The organism is Candidatus Nitrosotenuis chungbukensis (assembly GCF_000685395.1).
Lineage (GTDB): Archaea > Thermoproteota > Nitrososphaeria > Nitrososphaerales > Nitrosopumilaceae > Nitrosotenuis > Nitrosotenuis chungbukensis.
Window position 1 is genome coordinate 83,726 of sequence record NZ_AVSQ01000012.1, and the last position, 15,084, is coordinate 98,809.

21 protein-coding genes are annotated in these 15,084 nt (G+C 39.6%); 9 read left to right on the plus strand and 12 right to left on the minus strand.

Going from position 1 to position 15,084, the window contains the following annotated elements; all coding sequences use genetic code 11:
- Nucleotides 1–155 precede the first annotated feature (155 nt).
- The 5 genes from NKMY2_RS03280 to NKMY2_RS03300 form a co-directional block, all read right to left on the minus strand.
- Nucleotides 156–572, minus strand: coding sequence for a pyridoxamine 5'-phosphate oxidase family protein (locus NKMY2_RS03280; protein ID WP_042684486.1), 417 nt, complete (start codon nucleotides 570–572; stop codon nucleotides 156–158).
- Nucleotides 573–601: 29 nt separating this feature from the next.
- Nucleotides 602–1,063, minus strand: a complete 462-nt coding sequence (locus NKMY2_RS03285) for a universal stress protein (RefSeq protein WP_042684487.1) — start codon at nucleotides 1,061–1,063, stop codon at nucleotides 602–604.
- 92 nt (nucleotides 1,064–1,155) lie between these two features.
- Complete coding sequence (locus NKMY2_RS03290; RefSeq protein WP_042684489.1) at nucleotides 1,156–1,500, minus strand: P-II family nitrogen regulator; 345 nt, start codon at nucleotides 1,498–1,500, stop codon at nucleotides 1,156–1,158.
- 268 nt (nucleotides 1,501–1,768) lie between these two features.
- A complete protein-coding gene (locus tag NKMY2_RS03295) occupies nucleotides 1,769–2,578 on the minus strand; it encodes a transcription initiation factor IIB (protein WP_177316506.1) in 810 nt (269 codons plus the stop codon).
- 341 nt (nucleotides 2,579–2,919) lie between these two features.
- On the minus strand, nucleotides 2,920–3,780 hold the full coding sequence (locus NKMY2_RS03300; protein ID WP_042684493.1) for a CBS domain-containing protein: 861 nt from the start codon (nucleotides 3,778–3,780) through the stop codon (nucleotides 2,920–2,922).
- 121 nt (nucleotides 3,781–3,901) lie between these two features.
- Between NKMY2_RS03300 and NKMY2_RS03305 the strand changes: the two genes are divergently transcribed.
- The 3 genes from NKMY2_RS03305 (at nucleotide 3,902) to NKMY2_RS03315 (ending at nucleotide 6,240) form a co-directional block, all read left to right on the plus strand.
- On the plus strand, nucleotides 3,902–5,050 hold the full coding sequence (locus tag NKMY2_RS03305) for a CBS domain-containing protein (RefSeq protein WP_042684496.1): 1,149 nt from the start codon (nucleotides 3,902–3,904) through the stop codon (nucleotides 5,048–5,050).
- A 64-nt stretch (nucleotides 5,051–5,114) separates the two neighbouring features.
- Nucleotides 5,115–5,849 (plus strand): proteasome assembly chaperone family protein, encoded by a 735-nt coding sequence (locus NKMY2_RS03310; protein WP_042684498.1) that lies wholly within the window; start codon nucleotides 5,115–5,117, stop codon nucleotides 5,847–5,849.
- 4 nt (nucleotides 5,850–5,853) lie between these two features.
- Nucleotides 5,854–6,240, plus strand: a complete 387-nt coding sequence (locus NKMY2_RS03315) for an Hsp20/alpha crystallin family protein (protein ID WP_052347485.1) — start codon at nucleotides 5,854–5,856, stop codon at nucleotides 6,238–6,240.
- 2 nt (nucleotides 6,241–6,242) lie between these two features.
- Here NKMY2_RS03315 and NKMY2_RS03320 read toward each other — a convergent pair whose 3' ends face one another.
- Nucleotides 6,243–6,515: a hypothetical protein gene (locus NKMY2_RS03320; RefSeq protein WP_042684502.1), complete on the minus strand. Its 273-nt coding sequence runs from the start codon at nucleotides 6,513–6,515 to the stop codon at nucleotides 6,243–6,245.
- Between the two features lie 193 nt (nucleotides 6,516–6,708).
- Here NKMY2_RS03320 and NKMY2_RS03325 point away from each other — a divergent pair, with 193 nt between their 5' ends.
- Nucleotides 6,709–7,125, plus strand: coding sequence for an Hsp20/alpha crystallin family protein (locus tag NKMY2_RS03325; RefSeq protein ID WP_238549758.1), 417 nt, complete (start codon nucleotides 6,709–6,711; stop codon nucleotides 7,123–7,125).
- Between the two features lie 11 nt (nucleotides 7,126–7,136).
- On the opposite strand, the gene NKMY2_RS03330 is transcribed toward NKMY2_RS03325, so the two are convergent.
- From NKMY2_RS03330 to NKMY2_RS03340, 3 genes are all read right to left on the minus strand, one after another.
- Entirely contained in the window at nucleotides 7,137–7,724 is a 588-nt protein-coding gene (locus NKMY2_RS03330; RefSeq protein ID WP_042684507.1) for a hypothetical protein, read from the minus strand.
- A 25-nt stretch (nucleotides 7,725–7,749) separates the two neighbouring features.
- A complete protein-coding gene (locus NKMY2_RS03335) occupies nucleotides 7,750–8,607 on the minus strand; it encodes a CBS domain-containing protein (RefSeq protein ID WP_042684509.1) in 858 nt (285 codons plus the stop codon).
- 75 nt (nucleotides 8,608–8,682) lie between these two features.
- The gene (locus NKMY2_RS03340; protein WP_042684771.1) at nucleotides 8,683–9,015 is read right to left on the minus strand and encodes a helix-turn-helix transcriptional regulator; all 333 of its coding nucleotides are present in this window, start codon (nucleotides 9,013–9,015) and stop codon (nucleotides 8,683–8,685) included.
- A 95-nt stretch (nucleotides 9,016–9,110) separates the two neighbouring features.
- Here NKMY2_RS03340 and NKMY2_RS10865 point away from each other — a divergent pair, with 95 nt between their 5' ends.
- Nucleotides 9,111–9,278 (plus strand): hypothetical protein, encoded by a 168-nt coding sequence (locus NKMY2_RS10865; protein WP_177316507.1) that lies wholly within the window; start codon nucleotides 9,111–9,113, stop codon nucleotides 9,276–9,278.
- On the opposite strand, the gene NKMY2_RS03345 is transcribed toward NKMY2_RS10865, so the two are convergent.
- Nucleotides 9,264–9,692 carry a universal stress protein gene (locus tag NKMY2_RS03345; protein WP_042684513.1) on the minus strand — a complete coding sequence of 143 codons (429 nt, stop codon included), beginning with the start codon at nucleotides 9,690–9,692 and terminating at the stop codon, nucleotides 9,264–9,266. The genes NKMY2_RS10865 and NKMY2_RS03345 overlap by 15 nt on opposite strands.
- 144 nt (nucleotides 9,693–9,836) lie before the next feature.
- Here NKMY2_RS03345 and NKMY2_RS03350 point away from each other — a divergent pair, with 144 nt between their 5' ends.
- Nucleotides 9,837–11,465, plus strand: a complete 1,629-nt coding sequence (locus NKMY2_RS03350) for a hypothetical protein (protein WP_042684515.1) — start codon at nucleotides 9,837–9,839, stop codon at nucleotides 11,463–11,465.
- 40 nt (nucleotides 11,466–11,505) lie between these two features.
- Here the strand turns inward: NKMY2_RS03350 and NKMY2_RS03355 are convergent, their stop codons facing one another.
- Complete coding sequence (locus NKMY2_RS03355) at nucleotides 11,506–11,835, minus strand: P-II family nitrogen regulator (protein WP_042684519.1); 330 nt, start codon at nucleotides 11,833–11,835, stop codon at nucleotides 11,506–11,508.
- A gap of 163 nt (nucleotides 11,836–11,998) precedes the next feature.
- On the opposite strand from NKMY2_RS03355, the gene NKMY2_RS03360 reads away from it, so the two are divergent.
- The 3 genes from NKMY2_RS03360 (at nucleotide 11,999) to NKMY2_RS10195 (ending at nucleotide 14,058) form a co-directional block, all read left to right on the plus strand.
- On the plus strand, nucleotides 11,999–13,273 hold the full coding sequence (locus NKMY2_RS03360) for an ammonium transporter (RefSeq protein ID WP_042684521.1): 1,275 nt from the start codon (nucleotides 11,999–12,001) through the stop codon (nucleotides 13,271–13,273).
- A 71-nt stretch (nucleotides 13,274–13,344) separates the two neighbouring features.
- Nucleotides 13,345–13,470: a hypothetical protein gene (locus NKMY2_RS11005; protein ID WP_255347503.1), complete on the plus strand. Its 126-nt coding sequence runs from the start codon at nucleotides 13,345–13,347 to the stop codon at nucleotides 13,468–13,470.
- 3 nt (nucleotides 13,471–13,473) lie between these two features.
- Entirely contained in the window at nucleotides 13,474–14,058 is a 585-nt protein-coding gene (locus NKMY2_RS10195) for a hypothetical protein (protein WP_052347486.1), read from the plus strand.
- 2 nt (nucleotides 14,059–14,060) lie between these two features.
- Here the strand turns inward: NKMY2_RS10195 and NKMY2_RS03370 are convergent, their stop codons facing one another.
- Complete coding sequence (locus tag NKMY2_RS03370; protein ID WP_177316508.1) at nucleotides 14,061–14,873, minus strand: CBS domain-containing protein; 813 nt, start codon at nucleotides 14,871–14,873, stop codon at nucleotides 14,061–14,063.
- Between the last annotated feature and the right edge of the window lie 211 nt (nucleotides 14,874–15,084).

Sequence of the window (15,084 nt, forward strand, 5' to 3'; positions counted from 1 at the left end):
GACTATTTTTCTCATACGATGAATTTAATCCCAATTACGATTATCATGAATGATAATCCACTTGAAATTTCTTGATCTATAGTTCATTAAATTACGCGCCTTTGATTTTGAAATTTTAGAATATGTTCAAACAAATGGGCCCAAATGAGATCAAATCAGCTATAAACTGAAAACAAAGGAAGTTTTGAGGATTCGCTTGGTTTTATTGAATAAATTTCTTTTACTATTAACGCCCAAACTGAGACTGGCCCAGAATCAAATTTTAGCTCTTTTAGTTTTTTTGTGCATTCTGAAATTAATTCTGGATCTGTTATTTCCTCTGCATCTCCCTTCAATTGAAATCCTCCCCTGTTTACTCTGTCAACAACTGCAACTGTAACTTTTGGCCATCGCCTAATATTCGTAAATGTTTTGTTCCTATATGCATCAGCAAACACAATTTTTTCGCCAAGTACTGCCATGACATATCTTGGTGAAATATTTGGCACTCCTAGTGCATCTATGGTTGCTACTACCACCACATTACCCTCTTTTGCAATGAGGTGGACTATCTCATCGTCAATTTGATTCAAAAACACCACGCCATGAAATTCTCATTTTTTCACCTTACTAATAACACTGGGCATTGAGCCAGCTCAGAAACCTTTCTACTAACACTTCCAAGTGTCAATATTTTGCGAATTCCAGAAAGTCCCTGGCTACCCATCACTATCAAATCTATCTCCATTTTTTTTGCAAACCTGAGTATCACATCTGCTGCTGAACCTGTGATTATTTTGTAATCTGCATCTACCCCATTTTCCTTACATAGTAATATTTCATTACGAAGTATCAGGTCGCTTTTAGAAACCGCATTTTTTAAAACCCGTTCCAATTTTTTCATATCAATAACAGTATCTGGGCTGTCGTAAACTGGAGGCACTGCCGTTAAAGCATCTATTACATGAAGCAAGTGTATGTTGGAGCCAAATTTTTTTGCAATTTCAATTGCTTCCTCAAGAGATTTTTTGTAATATTTTGAACCGTCATAAGGCACAAGAATCTGTTCATACTTCTTACCCATAGGATGGGTTGGCTGCTTTTGTATAATACCTTATAGAGAAATATCACACCTGATAATATCGTGTTTGGTTTGGATTTGATAAAAAAATAAACCTAGATGATGTTTCTTCCGCTTTCTTTTGTTGCGATGTCAAATGCCTCTTCCACGTTAGTTATGAAGATCTTTCCGTCTCCCCTGTTGCCAGTATGTGCCGCATCAATAATTGCTGAAACAACATCTCCGACTTTGGAGTCATCTACTATTGTTATTATGGTGTTTAGCGTATTGTATTCCGCTTCGTACTTGGCAGTTCCTCTGGATCCTTGCATCACTGGCCTTTGACCAGATCCAACTCCGCGTGATTGGATAATTGTAGTTCCTCCGACACCTGCAGCCTTTAACGAATCTACGACGCTGGTGAGCTTATCTGCTTGTATGATTGCCTCTACTCTCTTCATGCATGATTCTATCTGATTCTAACTTAAACATTAATCGACGATTATCAGATAAGGGTTTGACGTTTTGAACGACTATCTGTTTTTTGCAAATGCTCCTTGGTGATCGGTAAGGCAACATTTACATTCTTTTTTATAACATTCCTGTATTGATTCGTGGCCACACGATCCGCAATCACAAGTTCTGTCTTCTCTCATCGTTCTACAATAAATCATCTTTCTAATAAAATGAATCATGATTACTAGTACTGATTATAGTCTGGTTAGCAGTTTACGCAAACACGTTAGATAAATTCAGAGTCTGTACTAAAAATCTGGCCCTAGTTCTAATAGTGACCATGCTTATTCCAGATGCAGCAGCTATCTTCCTTTGACTTTTATCCTCATTATTCATCATACATGACAAGTAAAGAGAACTTGCTGCCATCGCGACAGGATTTTTTCCTTCAGTGGCACCTTTTTCTTTAGCATCAGATAATATGTTCAAAGCGCCCCGTTGTGTTTTTTCACTTATTTGGGCGATACTAGCTATTCTAGTAACAAATTCAGACGAGTCATAGGCTTCTAATTTCAAATCCAGGTTTTTAACCAAGACCCTGACATGCCTTGATAAATCCTTGACGCTAATATTGGACGCATCTGCAATGTCTGCCAAAGTTCTTGGAATTCCTGCCTCCTTACATGATATGTATAATGATGCAGAAATAACGCCTGCAATATTGCGACCCCTAGTGAGTTTTTTAGATAATGCTTTTCTATACAGGTGAGCGGTATTTTCTACCACCGTATCTGGCACTGCAAGCTTCTCTTTTATTGAATTGAGCAAAATAAAGGCAGATCTCAGGCTTTTGTCAATTGAATGTGATCTACTTCGAGAATCCCAGATTCGCAGCCTGTAAAATGTATTTTTCATGTCTGCCGACAAGGACTTGCCTGTGGCGTCATTATTTTTGGCCCCAATAATCGTGGATAATCCCATATCTGCCATTGTGAGCGAAACCCTTCCACTGGATCTTCCACTTCCAACATGTTGCTCAGAATTGTAATGCTCTGGAACCATGGTCTCAATTTTTTCAATCAAAACTGAACCGCAACCGGTACAACAAACCTCACCCGTATCAACGTCTGTTATGTTAGGAGCACTTGAACAACTTTCTTCAACACATTTCATATTTTACCGTAGTACCTTTAATCAGTATAATGTGCTCATAAACAGCATATAATGTGATCTTTCTTGGCAGATTATGTATGAATAAACTCTGAACTTGTCGCTTTATGCCAGTTATGTCAGATTATTGCGTTGAGAATCTCAGGTCGTGCTGCAACATGTAGAGCGTCATGTTGGAATCATGTACAGTATTTAGTATAATTTGAAAAAACAATGAAAAAGAATGACCTTCTCGTGATTTTTTTAATTTGAGATTATTCTTCTGCAATGGCCTTTACGATGTCTGATTTTGTAATGATTCCAACCAAAATAGACTTTCTGACAACCGGCAATCCACTTATCCCGTTTCTGATCATAAGAAGAACTACTGTGGACACATCCTCGTTTGCGCCAACCGTAATTGGGTTTGGTGTCATGATGTCTTCTGCCCTAAATGATAAAATGTATGAAAGCTGATTCATCTTAAATTCGTCTGGACTTGGGTTTAGCCTAAAATCTTCAACCTCTTTCGGATCTGCAAACTGTCTTATCCATCTTGGCATTTTTGCTGGAATAAAATCCCGATTCGTGATAATCCCGACCGGTTTTTTGTTTCTCTCTACCACTATTCTTGATATTCTGTATTTCACAAGAAGACTTTCAACCAGGAGAAGAGAGTCTGCAGGCATGACAGTGACTACCTTTGGAGTCATTATCTGGGAAACCTTGAGCGGTCCAACGGATTGAGTTAGAAACACGGACGCAATGTCTGTTTTTGTAACTATCCCTGCCAAGGTACCATTGTTTTCTAGTACTAAAATCGAACTAATCTTGTTATTTTGCATCAATTTTGCGCAGCGATAAATTGTATCGCCCCTTGTTACGGTAATCAAATTTTTTGACATAAAGTCCTTGACTAGGATCTTTTCAATCGCCTTTCCTCCAAGCTTGTAGATCACTCTGACAAAGTCTTTCTCTGTGATAATCCCGACCGGTTTTTTGTTACTATCAAGAACCGGGAGTCTTCCAACTTTGTGTCTTAATAGGAAATCCCTTGCCTCAAGCAAGCTTGTATTGTGCGGTATTGTAACGGAATTTCTGATCACCTGATCAAGATTTGGGTTTTTTAACTTCATGATTATCACTTACCTATGATTGTTAAATATGTCAACAAGAATATCATATTTGAATATCATATTTGAATATCTACCTTAAGTTATATTACTGATTTAATTTGGTCTAGTTTAGATATACAATATGAGTCTAGATGTAATCCATGAACACATGAGTGCTGTTGTTAATACAAAAGTTCGCTCACTAATCAGTAAAGCCACGCTAATTGAACCGTCCTTTACCATGTCTCAAGTAATGAACAAGATCATAAATGGTGAGACTTTTGACGTTTTCTGTCAAGAAAAAAATCACACCCTTACGATAAATGTGAGAGATCTAATTCAGCACAAGTATTCTGTGCCAATGAATGTGGGACCATTACTGCACTCTGTTCCTAGCCTTTCAGAAAATGACACAGTGGGAAAAGCAGCTGATATAATAACTCATAATGGAACTCGAGCTGTACCTGTAGTCAAAGACCACGAAATAATCGGCGTGGTGGAAGCAAAAAACATACTCAAACTAATTTCAAATCAAGACAACAAATGGATAAAGGCAAACCAAATCTTTACGCCCGAACCAATAGTGATAGATACCGAAACCCCGCTAAGTACAGCAAGAAGAATGATGGTCGATAAAAAATTCGATCACCTGCCGGTCATAAAAAAAGACAAGGTATCTCACGTCCTTACATCAAATCATCTTTTGAGCGTAATCATACCTCCTGAACGCGTTGGCAAAAGAGACATTGGTTCAAAAATGACAAGAACTTTGGAATCTGGAGTGGGTAACCTTGGCACTAATCGTATGGCAACCTGCGTCCCACTAGACAACCTAAATGTCGTAGTGGATTCAATGCTTCACGCTGATACCACATTCTGTCTTGTGTCCCTATGGGATCAGCTTCAGGGAATTATCACGTATCGCGATGTTCTTAATCTGCTTAGTACAAAACTAAAAAGCACAGTCCCGCTTTTCATCGTCGGCATGCCGCTGGACGATAATGCTGATATCATAAAACAAAAATTCACAAAAGCGCTTGATCGACTGCAAAAAGTATATCCTGACATACAGGAAGCCAGAGTTTACATAAAAAAACTTCATGGCGTACACAATCGATTTAACTATGAGGTGTCTACTACGATACTGACCCCACATAAGAGACATATCTTTACAAGAACTGGATTTGAACTGAGCAAAGTGACTGATGAAGTGGCGCAACTGATACTCAAAACACTTGCAAACCGCACAAAAAACCGCTACAAATTCAGCATTAGAAAAATGGAAAGATAGTTCTAATTATCACCATTGAAAAAAGTAAACTTGCTTTTATGTAATTAAAAGCACTTCATATCACTTGGGAACAAAAACCGTAGCAAAAAAATCATCTAATAATGCAACCCTCGTACTTGGTTTTCCGGGAAATGGGTTAATTGGAACTTTTACCTTATCCTATATGATACAACATCTGAAAATGGAAATCGTTGGAGAGATTAATCATCCTGATCTGCCTCCTACCGTGTTTGTAGAAAATGGCGAGGTAATTGGGCCAATTAGGATACACAAAAAGGATAACCTGTATGCTATAATCTCAGAAATCCCGATTTATTCTGAAATTTCTTACGATTTCACAGAAGCAATACTTGCCTTTTGTACCAAGAACAAAATAAACAAAGTCATTGTCCCAAGCGGAGTAGACTCCCAGTACACAGATAAAAAAGACATCAAAACCTATGGCCTTGCAACCGATCCGTCGCTTGAGAAATTCATGTATGAAAATGATATTCCGAAATTCATCACGGGAACGATAATTGGAACAGATGCAGCTGTTATCACCTCATTTAGAAATAAACACATGCCGCTTCTTGTCCTGTATACTTCATGTCATCCATTCTTTCCTGACCCACAGGCATCAATTCATGCGGTAACCACGCTGGCAAAAATATTAAAAATACAGGTGGATACAAGTGAAATCCAAAAACGAGTTGACTATCTTAGAATACAGCACCGAAATCTAATGCAAGAAACGCTTGATACGTTATACCAACAGGAGCAACAACTACCAACAAAAGCTCCTCCGATCTATCGGTGATAAAATGATAAGAGACTGGTTTAATGTTGATAATTTTGGCTTTCCAATCTTACAGCTTGGTGATGATTTGGAGCAAAAAATCCTACGCCCGTTATCCTGCATAAAGGAATACGAATCAAAATGGGTTTTGGAATTTGATCTCCCGCTTGTTGAAAAAAAAGACGTTAACGTCTACATCAATGATGACGAGATGATTGTAGTTGAAGCAAAACTACGTGAGGTGTATCATGATTCCAAGTTTACAAGGCACCAGTACGAGCATTTCAAAAAAAGCGTATCCGTTCCCAAAAATGTCGACATTAAAAAAATCTCAGCGCGATTTACAAACGGCAGACTTGTAATCACAATTCCCAAAATATTTCAGGGGACAAAAATAAACATCGAAGATTAGGATTATTCTGAGAAAAGTTCTGATATCTTTTCCCTATACTGGCTTGCCATCTTGCCGAATTCTATAAGATCTTCCTCAGTTGGGGACTTTATGCGCATTGCATATTGGCCAAGAAAGACAGGAAACGCGTTTCCTACAACCAAATTGAAACATGCGTCTGCAAGATTCATTCCTGGAAATGCCGTTTTTATGAATGGGACGTAGGATTTTGTCTGTGCTAAAAGCAAATCTAGATGTCTGTTCATATATTCTTGAATCTCTTTTTGTATTGCCATTTGCTACTGGAATGTGTTATTTGGTTTTATAAAATATGCAAGTAAATTACCAGATCTGATATCTGTCTTTGAAAACCAACCTTGAGAATCTTGGTTAACTAATTAAGTAAATAAAAGCAAATATCCCTCAATGATTAAACCTGACGATAAGAAAAAAACCGAACTTGTGCCTTTTTGGCCCAGCTGGTCGAACATGGACAGAGCATTTGATAACTTTAGAAGAGATCTAGAAAAGTCATTCGCTTCATTCCCCGCAATACCTGCATTGTTCCCAAGCCTCAAATCAATGTCATGCGACGTTATAGATGAGGGAGATCAATATCTGATAAAGTTGGAAATGCCTGGAGTGAAAAAGGACGAAATCAATCTGAACGTATCTGACAATTCCATAGAAATATCTGCACAGCACAAAGAAGAGGAGGAAGAAAAGAAAAAAAATTACCTTAGAAAGGAAAGGAGCGAGGTATCGTACTATAGGACTCTTCCTCTGCCAGAAAAAGTTCTATCAGACAAAACACAGGCAAAGCTGACCGATGGCATTCTAAATGTTACAATACCAAAGGCAGTACCTACACCAAAACCAAAAAAGAACTCGATACAAGTCCAATAATTCTTTATTTTTTAATAATCGTGTTCGCTAAAATCAGAGCCAAGCTCGATTGTTGCAATGACTGTCTTTTCGCTTGTCTGACATTTCATATTCTTGTTTGGCAAAAATTCATGAAATATCTCTTTGAGTAGCTGTTCTGCAAACAATGACCATTTCATGCCGAGCTCATGCTGTATGACAAAATGATGCAACGCACCCTCAATCCTATGATCCGAGTTCATGCCTGAGGCGCGCATGTAATCCTCAAGCGTCTCAATGCATCGCTTTAGGTCGTATTTTCCTTTCATGAACATGACTGACTCTTTTATGAGTGGTGCCATGACCTGAATCACTCCATCGATATCCTCACCTGTCATTTCCTTTCCAAGTGTTTCTAGTATTCCTCTTGGTATTGGAATCATTCCTATCTTGTCTGCAAATCTATCCCACTTGATGTATTTTTCCAAAATCTGTCTAACCAAAACATTCTGTGAGATGTTTTTCTGCATTGCCTCTGTCTCTAACTCATCTACGAGTTTTGCAGGAAGCCTATAGGTTATGCTTCTGGTTACTTCCTTTTTTGGTGGATGTGGCTTTCTCTGTGAGATTGATGTGTCCAACGTTATGTCTGTGACGTTGAGCTATTTAATGAAACATTCGGTATTTGTCTAGCAGCTTTCTGTGTGGCAAAACTTCTGCAAATGCCCTTACTATGTCAAATTTTGTGACAATGCCAACCAGCTTGTTTCTCTGCATTACGATCACTGGAACCCCACTAACATTGTTTCTTACCATAAGATGTGCAGCAGTTGCCAAATCGTCATCCGGCTCAATCATTAATACCTCGTTTTTAACAAGATCGCTTACTGCCAAATTACTGGCAGATTCGCTTGGAAGTAGATATTCTCTAGTTTTGGTAGGCTTTTTGAAATAAGAGCTGTGTTTTAGAAAAGTGTTTGTAGTGATAACACCTTTTACATTTCCCATATTATCAGTACTTACTAATCGCGAAGTGTTGTTTTTGTTGATTGTCTCCAACGCAAATTTCAGCGAATCTGAGTGACGGCATGTAAAGACCTTGTCAGTCATGTAATCTTTTACTTTGTATTTGCCTGGATACATCTTTGCGTAAAACCTTGTAATGTCTGTCTGTGTTGTTATTCCAGCAAGATTTCCATTGTCGTCTGTCACTATGATTGATCCTATCTTGAATGTCTCCATCCTGGTGGCGCACTGTTCTAGGTGATCTTGCTGATTATCTATTACTGTGATCAAATTCTTTTTCATTATTTCTTTTAGCATAATTTCATCTAGTGCCCGTTTTGTATTGTCGTTTTCAAGGAATCTGTTGATGTCGCGTTCAGTTACTATGCCTACTGGTTTTTTGTCCCGGACAACCACTATTCTTTTGATAAAATTAGTTTGCATCAATATCAGCGCGTCATGAATGGAACTATGCTCAGTTAACGTAAAAACTGGTGAAGAATACAGCTTGTTTTCCATGACATCCTATCCTGTTTTGTTGATTTAAGCTAGGTTTTGATTCTCAGGGCTGGTTTTTAAAAATCAAAAATGTCCCTAATCTGACATATTAGGAACTATTTCGACTTCGACGTTACCCCCGTTAAAGACCGATGTCATTGCCTTTACCTTGCTTTTGTATAGAAAATGCTTTTTTCCTTCCGAGGTAATCGAGCCTGAGATGCCAAGCAGCTTTGAATCATGAAGATTCTGCAATCTCCTGTAAACGGTGCTGATAGGAATCCTGCATTCTGCACTGATCTCGATTGCCGACTTTGGAACGTTCATGGTCGATTCTATTATTGACCTACAGTACTTGTCTGACATTATTTCAAGGATTGTGTCCTTTTTCTCGTCGTCAACTTTTCTTCCTACAAATTGTATTTGCATGGCATGGGTTGATCGTTTTTTAATATAATAAGTAGGATTGCTTTGCATTGCAATGCACTCTAACTCCTTATCTTCAAATTCTTGTACCTGTTAGCATGGTTGACACACAGTTTCCGAAATTTAAATGGGGCACCATCTCCGACCAAAACTCCGGGCATACAAAGGACGAATGGGGAATAAAAGAACAAAAACCAAAAACCAGACAAATAATTGCCTACACTGTTGTTTGGGACAGTGCTGCTGATTCCTTACTTGACAATTAAAACCGGCATGCCTGCCTTGTGCACGACGTAATTTGACACGCTGCCAAAGAAGACCTCTTTTATCGAGCCTCTGCCTCTTGCCCCGATTACTATAATGTCAAATTTCCTGTCTTTTGCATACTTGACAATCGTATATCCAGGATCGCCAAATGATATCTTTTTTTCAAAAACGATTCCGTTTTGCGCGCAATGCTTTTTTGCATATTCCATGTTTCTATCCGCATCCTTTAGCAGTTCTTTTTCTGGATACTGGATTGCCCGATATGCGCGCACTGGTACTCTTGGCAAGATGTAGATTCCAGTAATCGTTGCCTGGCACTGCCTTGCAAGATAAATCGCATTGTCCAGGCCCCTAATGGAGTTTTTTGATCCATCCAAAGGAACTAGGATTCTCTTGATTCCAGATCTCGACATACACGAATATTCTCTAAATTGTAATTAAACCAAGTGCTGCATTATCATAGTTGATACTCACACCGATGATTTAATCCAAATTCTTTACTTTTAGCACGCAATTTAGAAAATAATTTTTAATATGGCTCAAGAGTTGATCAAATGATGTTCCCAAAACTCATTGCATTTTCCATGTTGCTGATATTTGCACTTTCATCTCAATTTGCGTATGCACAACACCATGGCGGAGAGCAAGCCCCGCCGGTAAGCTTTGGAGATAAACAGGTTACAGTAAGTGCTGCGCTTGAGCCTGCCGATTATACTCCAGGAAAAGGCACCGCAAACCTGAAAATCAGATTCTTTGACAGTAACACCAACACAAACATTGAGAGAGTAACATATAGAGTCGGAATCTATTACGACGGTCAACTAGTCGCAAACCAAATGTTCTTTGACAAAGACGGCGAGCTCGACTTGACTGTCAAGCCAAGATCCGAATGCGGGGAAAAGGAACCTTGGCGATGCACAAAATATGAGGGAGAAAAAGATCTAATTGTCCCAAATGCGCTGACCTCATCGGGAAACAATCCCCCAATAATCACAGGGCCGGTCTTTGACAAAAGTGGAACGTACCAGCTCAAGGTTGCCATTATTGGCGCAACAAACCCAAAAACGCAAACTGCACAGGACATTAACTTTGAGACAAACATCAACATAGCTCAAGAGCAAAAATTCTCACTAAAAACGGCAAAAGGCGAAACCCCTGTAGCGGTAAAAGCGTTCCAAGATCCGTTATCTAGCTTGCAATTTAGCGAACAGACAAACTCGATATCATTTGCAATGCCGTTTCACTGGGAGCATGCAGAACACACACAGCTTGTAAGAAACCAGATTGAGATTCCAAAAAGTTTTGCCCCCTATCAGAACGTGAATGGCTTTAAGGGAACACTGAATGGAATCCCACTCTTTCCAAAAGACATACAGTTTGATCCATACTCAAGCAAGAACACAAACATAATTCATTTCCTCGTGACGGGAGAGGAGCTACAAATAATCAGTGGCAAGCAAAAAGTTGACTCGCACTCAATGCTTGTCGAGATTATCCCTGAATCTCCAAATGCAATAAAATCCTCAGATTTGAAATTTGTAAATGGATACAAGGCAACCATATCCTATGATACCAGGTATGGTGCAAGCAAAGACGTTTCATTCACATTTGCGTTTTTTGATCCCTCTGGAAATCTCGCAAAAGACATCCGGTATGCATACAGCGTAAAGGATTCCTCAGGAAAAGAGTTTGTAGTTAATACTGGAGGCAATCCGAACTTGCTTGGGATAAACGTACCAAGCGGCGTCGATTCAAGACTAATCACCATTCCATCAAAAGGAGCGTACACTTTACAACTGATTCTGACCGGCAGTGGATTCCTCGACTTTGACCAGTTTGTTTTAGCAAGTATGCAATTTGACGTAAGCGAAACAAGGGCAGAAACTGCCTCTGTACCTACAACTCAGCCTTCACAAACTATGATTCCTAACTGGATTCGAAGCAACGCAAAATGGTGGGCCGATGGGACAATTGGCGACTCTGACTTTGTCTCAGGAATCCAATATCTGATAAAGCAGGGAATTCTAAAGATCCCTCAGACGTCCTCCGGTCCTGCTTCTGATACAAATCAAATCCCCCCATGGGTAAAGAACAACGCAAAATGGTGGGCCGATGGGACAATTGGCGACTCTGACTTTGTCTCAGGAATCCAATATCTGATAAAGCAGGGAATAATTCGAGTTTAGCTCTGAAGCATCGGATTATCTGGAAAAATTGCGTGACAGCCTAGATTGCTTTTTCCCCTTCTACTCCTGTCTTGATGTCTACTGTGCGGAGTACTGGGTGGACGAAAATTTTACCCTGGGTCGCATTCTCTCTAATTAGCTTGATTGCCTGCCCTTCCATGCTTTCTGGAATGAGCACTTCTAATACGTACTTGTCACCGAACTGGGGCACAAAGACCTCGGTTCCCTTGGAGGCATGAATCTCTGGTGGCGGGTTCTTGCCTCGCCCTCTCTTTTTTGAAACTGTCAGCCCGCCTACGTTGATTTGCTTTAGAGCCTCGCTAATTGGCATCACTTCGTTTTTTGGAAGAATTATTTCTAATCTTATCAATATCCTTTTTGGCGTGGTTCACAGTAAAATATCTTTTTTTGAATTCTACATCTGATAACAAATGGTGATCATTTGATCTCTAAATGATATGACAATTTACATTCTATAATCAGATCGAGTAATCTGGATCACAATTATATACTAAAAATAGTTCGAAACGAATGTGCCAATCGATAGTGGTGACACAGCGTGGATACTCATAGCTGGAAGTTTGGTACTGCTGATGATTCCGGCGCTTGGGCTTTTTGAAGCTGGACTACTAAGAAAGAAAAACACTGTTTCAATTTTCATGCAAATATTCACCGGGCTGGCGCTTTTGAGCGTGATGTGGTTCATCTTTGGGTTTAGCTTGGTTTTTGGGCCTGACACTGGAGGTATTACCGGTAATCTTGACTATGTTTTTCTAAAGAACGTTCCTTTTAACGACTCGTTACATTTTGCTCCAACCATCCCTGGTGTGCTTTTTGCAAAATTCCAGCTCATGTTTGCTGCAATCACCCCGCTATTACTGACAGGTGTAATTGCTGAGCGGATGAAGTTTAGCTCATTTCTGTTGTTTATTGCAGCTTGGTCTATTTTGATTTACTATCCTCTGACACACTGGATCTGGGGCGGCGGATGGCTCGGTGCACTTGGAGTCTACGACTTTGCAGGAGGCATAGTCATCCACACAAGTGTCGGAATGGGCGCGCTTGCAGCAGCACTAGTTCTTGGAAAAAGAAAACACTATGGTCCGGCAATAATGGTGCCGCATAGCATACCAATTGCAGTCTTGGGCTCATCATTACTCTGGCTTGGCTGGTTTGGATTCAATGCTGGAAGCGCTCTTGCGTCAGGCGGTGTTGCAGGAAATACGGTAATTGTGACTCACATGGCATCATCGATCTCTGCATTGATCTGGGTTGGACTCTCATGGATGAGAACTGGAAAGCCAAGTGTCGTCGCAGCAATAAATGGAGCTATTGCAGGTCTTGCAGGAATCACGCCGGCATCTGGATATGTGAGCGTAGAGCATTCATTTGTCATTGGAATTGCAATAGGCCTTGCGTCATACTGCGGCGTATTGCTAATCAAGGACAGACTAAAGATTGATGACGCGCTGGATGTAAGCTCTGTACACGGAATTGCCGGCATTATAGGATCACTTGCGATAGGAATCTTTGCATCCTCTGCAATAAACCCAAGCGGGCCTGACGGCCTTTTGTTTGGCAATCCGATGCAACTTGTGACGCAAGGAATTGGTGTTGCAGTTGCGGCAGCGTTAGGATTTGGTGGAACCTATGCCATACTAAAGGTGCTCAAGTTTTTGGTTGGAATACGGGTATCAAAAGAAGTGGAGGAGTTGGGACTTGATATGGGAGAACACGCAGAACAGGCATATGCCGAAGAAGAAGAGTTCAAGCTAGACGACGAAGAACTAAAAGAACTGCACAAATAATAAAATAATTCATCTTTTTCTGATCTGAAAATCGACAGCTTGTTCAAATAAATTAACCTCTATCATCTGTCATGGCAAAACAAATTTCGTACATATGCTGCGAATCTAAATTTGCAAGCAGAGACGATCTTTCAAAGCATGCCGGCATAACCCATAATGATGCAGGCCTTCTTGATGGTGCCATCAGGAAATTCTAGTTTATGTATAAATCGATACTTGCAACTGGGGTAATTCTTGTGGTTATACTACATGTCTATTTCCCAACATCTGCTAACGGATTAGATGCTGCTAGCGACGCATCAGTTCAAAAAATCCAGTATCCTGACATCGCGCAATTGATGATGAAAAAGTACCAGTTGCAGGTGGAAGAAAAAAATTTTGAAATATTTTACAGACTAAGCACAATCGAGGCAGTGGCTGAAAGTGGCACCGAGGATCATGATGCCCAAGTCATATCTATGGGAATCAATTCTGAGCGATCTTCTCTGATAATCAAGCTTGACAACATACTTAATTCTGACATAATGTCCATCCGATTTCCAAAAGAAGTATTGTCTGCAGACAAGGAAAAATTCACACTTTTGATAAACGGGCAAGAAAAAGGATACGAGTTTTCTGTCTCTGGCAAGTATACAAATCTAATTTTTATCGTTCCAAAACAGACAACAGAAGTTGAAATCATAGGAACCAAGGTGATACCTGAATTTACCGGCGGGTTGCTCATTTTGGCTGCCGCTACAAGCCTTCTTTTTGTGAGATATTTTGGAAATAAATTAAGGATCTAGTCCTAGGCGTACTCTTGCATTTTTTCTGATAACAAAGTCAGACAAATATCCCATGGACTAATTGCCTGATCCTTGTACACCACATAGGGATGCATCATGCCAAACATGATGCTGGAGAGCTCATTTACGTTCAAATCCTTTGTAATTATTTTAGCGTATTCAAAGCCAAAATCAACTACTGGCAAGTCAAGAAAGTTATTGATGTTTTTTAGATAATTAAAATCGGTTGCAATTTTTTCAATAATTATACGATCGCTTATGAACTGATTTGAATTTTCCAAGAGCAGCTTTCGGGTTTTGTGCTTTAACATCATGTTTATGACACTGTTTACCGTCGCATCAACTTTGAATGTGATTGCTTTTTTCTTTGGCATCTCTGATATTGTCATTTCCGTCATGGAGCTTTTTCCAATCTCAAGTAGCTTACGAGCAGATATTGCAGAATAACCGCCAATGAAATTTGGTATTATGGAAAAAGCTCTACCCGTCTGCTTCCACGCCTCGATAACATCTCTGAGCTTTGTTGTGCCTGAAACACTAGTTATCTGGGTAGACATTACACTTTCTACACTGTTTTCAAAAAGGTTGTATGTGGGATTTGATAATATGCGCTCGATAATTTCCCTGCCACCTACGATCCCAAGCGGTTTGTTATCTCCATTTGTGACAATAAGGGAATCTGTCATGGATTCCAAATACGGTATGAGCAGTCCAATCGCTTCCTGAACATTGCTTTGTTTTTGTACGCTTACGCACGGCGTGTTTGTTAATGATAAAGGCAAAAGATCTCTTAGCGCAAATTCAGAAATTTTCAATCAAATCCTTGCTGGAATCATGCGTTTTAATTCATTTTTTGATTATCAAATGTGATAAACAATGAATCGAATGGCAAAAAGCATTCCTAGGGTATGATGATTTTAGATTTCTAGAATATGAATCTGAAATCTCCCTTATTCTTAATAGATCTCAATTTGAATTCTGGATAATGTAGGACAAAAACATAATTTGTTTTACAGATGACTAGTC

Coding starts and splice junctions, on each gene's coding strand:
- NKMY2_RS03325 (WP_238549758.1), top strand. CDS start 6,709: ATGGACAGAGCATTTGATAACTTTAGAAGAGATCTAGAAAAGTCATTC.
- NKMY2_RS10865 (WP_177316507.1), top strand. CDS start 9,111: ATGGTTGACACACAGTTTCCGAAATTTAAATGGGGCACCATCTCCGAC.
- NKMY2_RS03350 (WP_042684515.1), top strand. CDS start 9,837: ATGTTCCCAAAACTCATTGCATTTTCCATGTTGCTGATATTTGCACTT.
- NKMY2_RS03300 (WP_042684493.1), bottom strand. CDS start 3,780: ATGAAGTTAAAAAACCCAAATCTTGATCAGGTGATCAGAAATTCCGTT.
- NKMY2_RS03305 (WP_042684496.1), top strand. CDS start 3,902: ATGAGTCTAGATGTAATCCATGAACACATGAGTGCTGTTGTTAATACA.
- NKMY2_RS03320 (WP_042684502.1), bottom strand. CDS start 6,515: ATGGCAATACAAAAAGAGATTCAAGAATATATGAACAGACATCTAGAT.
- NKMY2_RS03315 (WP_052347485.1), top strand. CDS start 5,854: ATGATAAGAGACTGGTTTAATGTTGATAATTTTGGCTTTCCAATCTTA.
- NKMY2_RS03290 (WP_042684489.1), bottom strand. CDS start 1,500: ATGAAGAGAGTAGAGGCAATCATACAAGCAGATAAGCTCACCAGCGTC.
- NKMY2_RS03285 (WP_042684487.1), bottom strand. CDS start 1,063: ATGGGTAAGAAGTATGAACAGATTCTTGTGCCTTATGACGGTTCAAAA.
- NKMY2_RS03340 (WP_042684771.1), bottom strand. CDS start 9,015: ATGCAAATACAATTTGTAGGAAGAAAAGTTGACGACGAGAAAAAGGAC.
- NKMY2_RS10195 (WP_052347486.1), top strand. CDS start 13,474: ATGTATAAATCGATACTTGCAACTGGGGTAATTCTTGTGGTTATACTA.
- NKMY2_RS11005 (WP_255347503.1), top strand. CDS start 13,345: ATGGCAAAACAAATTTCGTACATATGCTGCGAATCTAAATTTGCAAGC.
- NKMY2_RS03335 (WP_042684509.1), bottom strand. CDS start 8,607: ATGGAAAACAAGCTGTATTCTTCACCAGTTTTTACGTTAACTGAGCAT.
- NKMY2_RS03345 (WP_042684513.1), bottom strand. CDS start 9,692: ATGTCGAGATCTGGAATCAAGAGAATCCTAGTTCCTTTGGATGGATCA.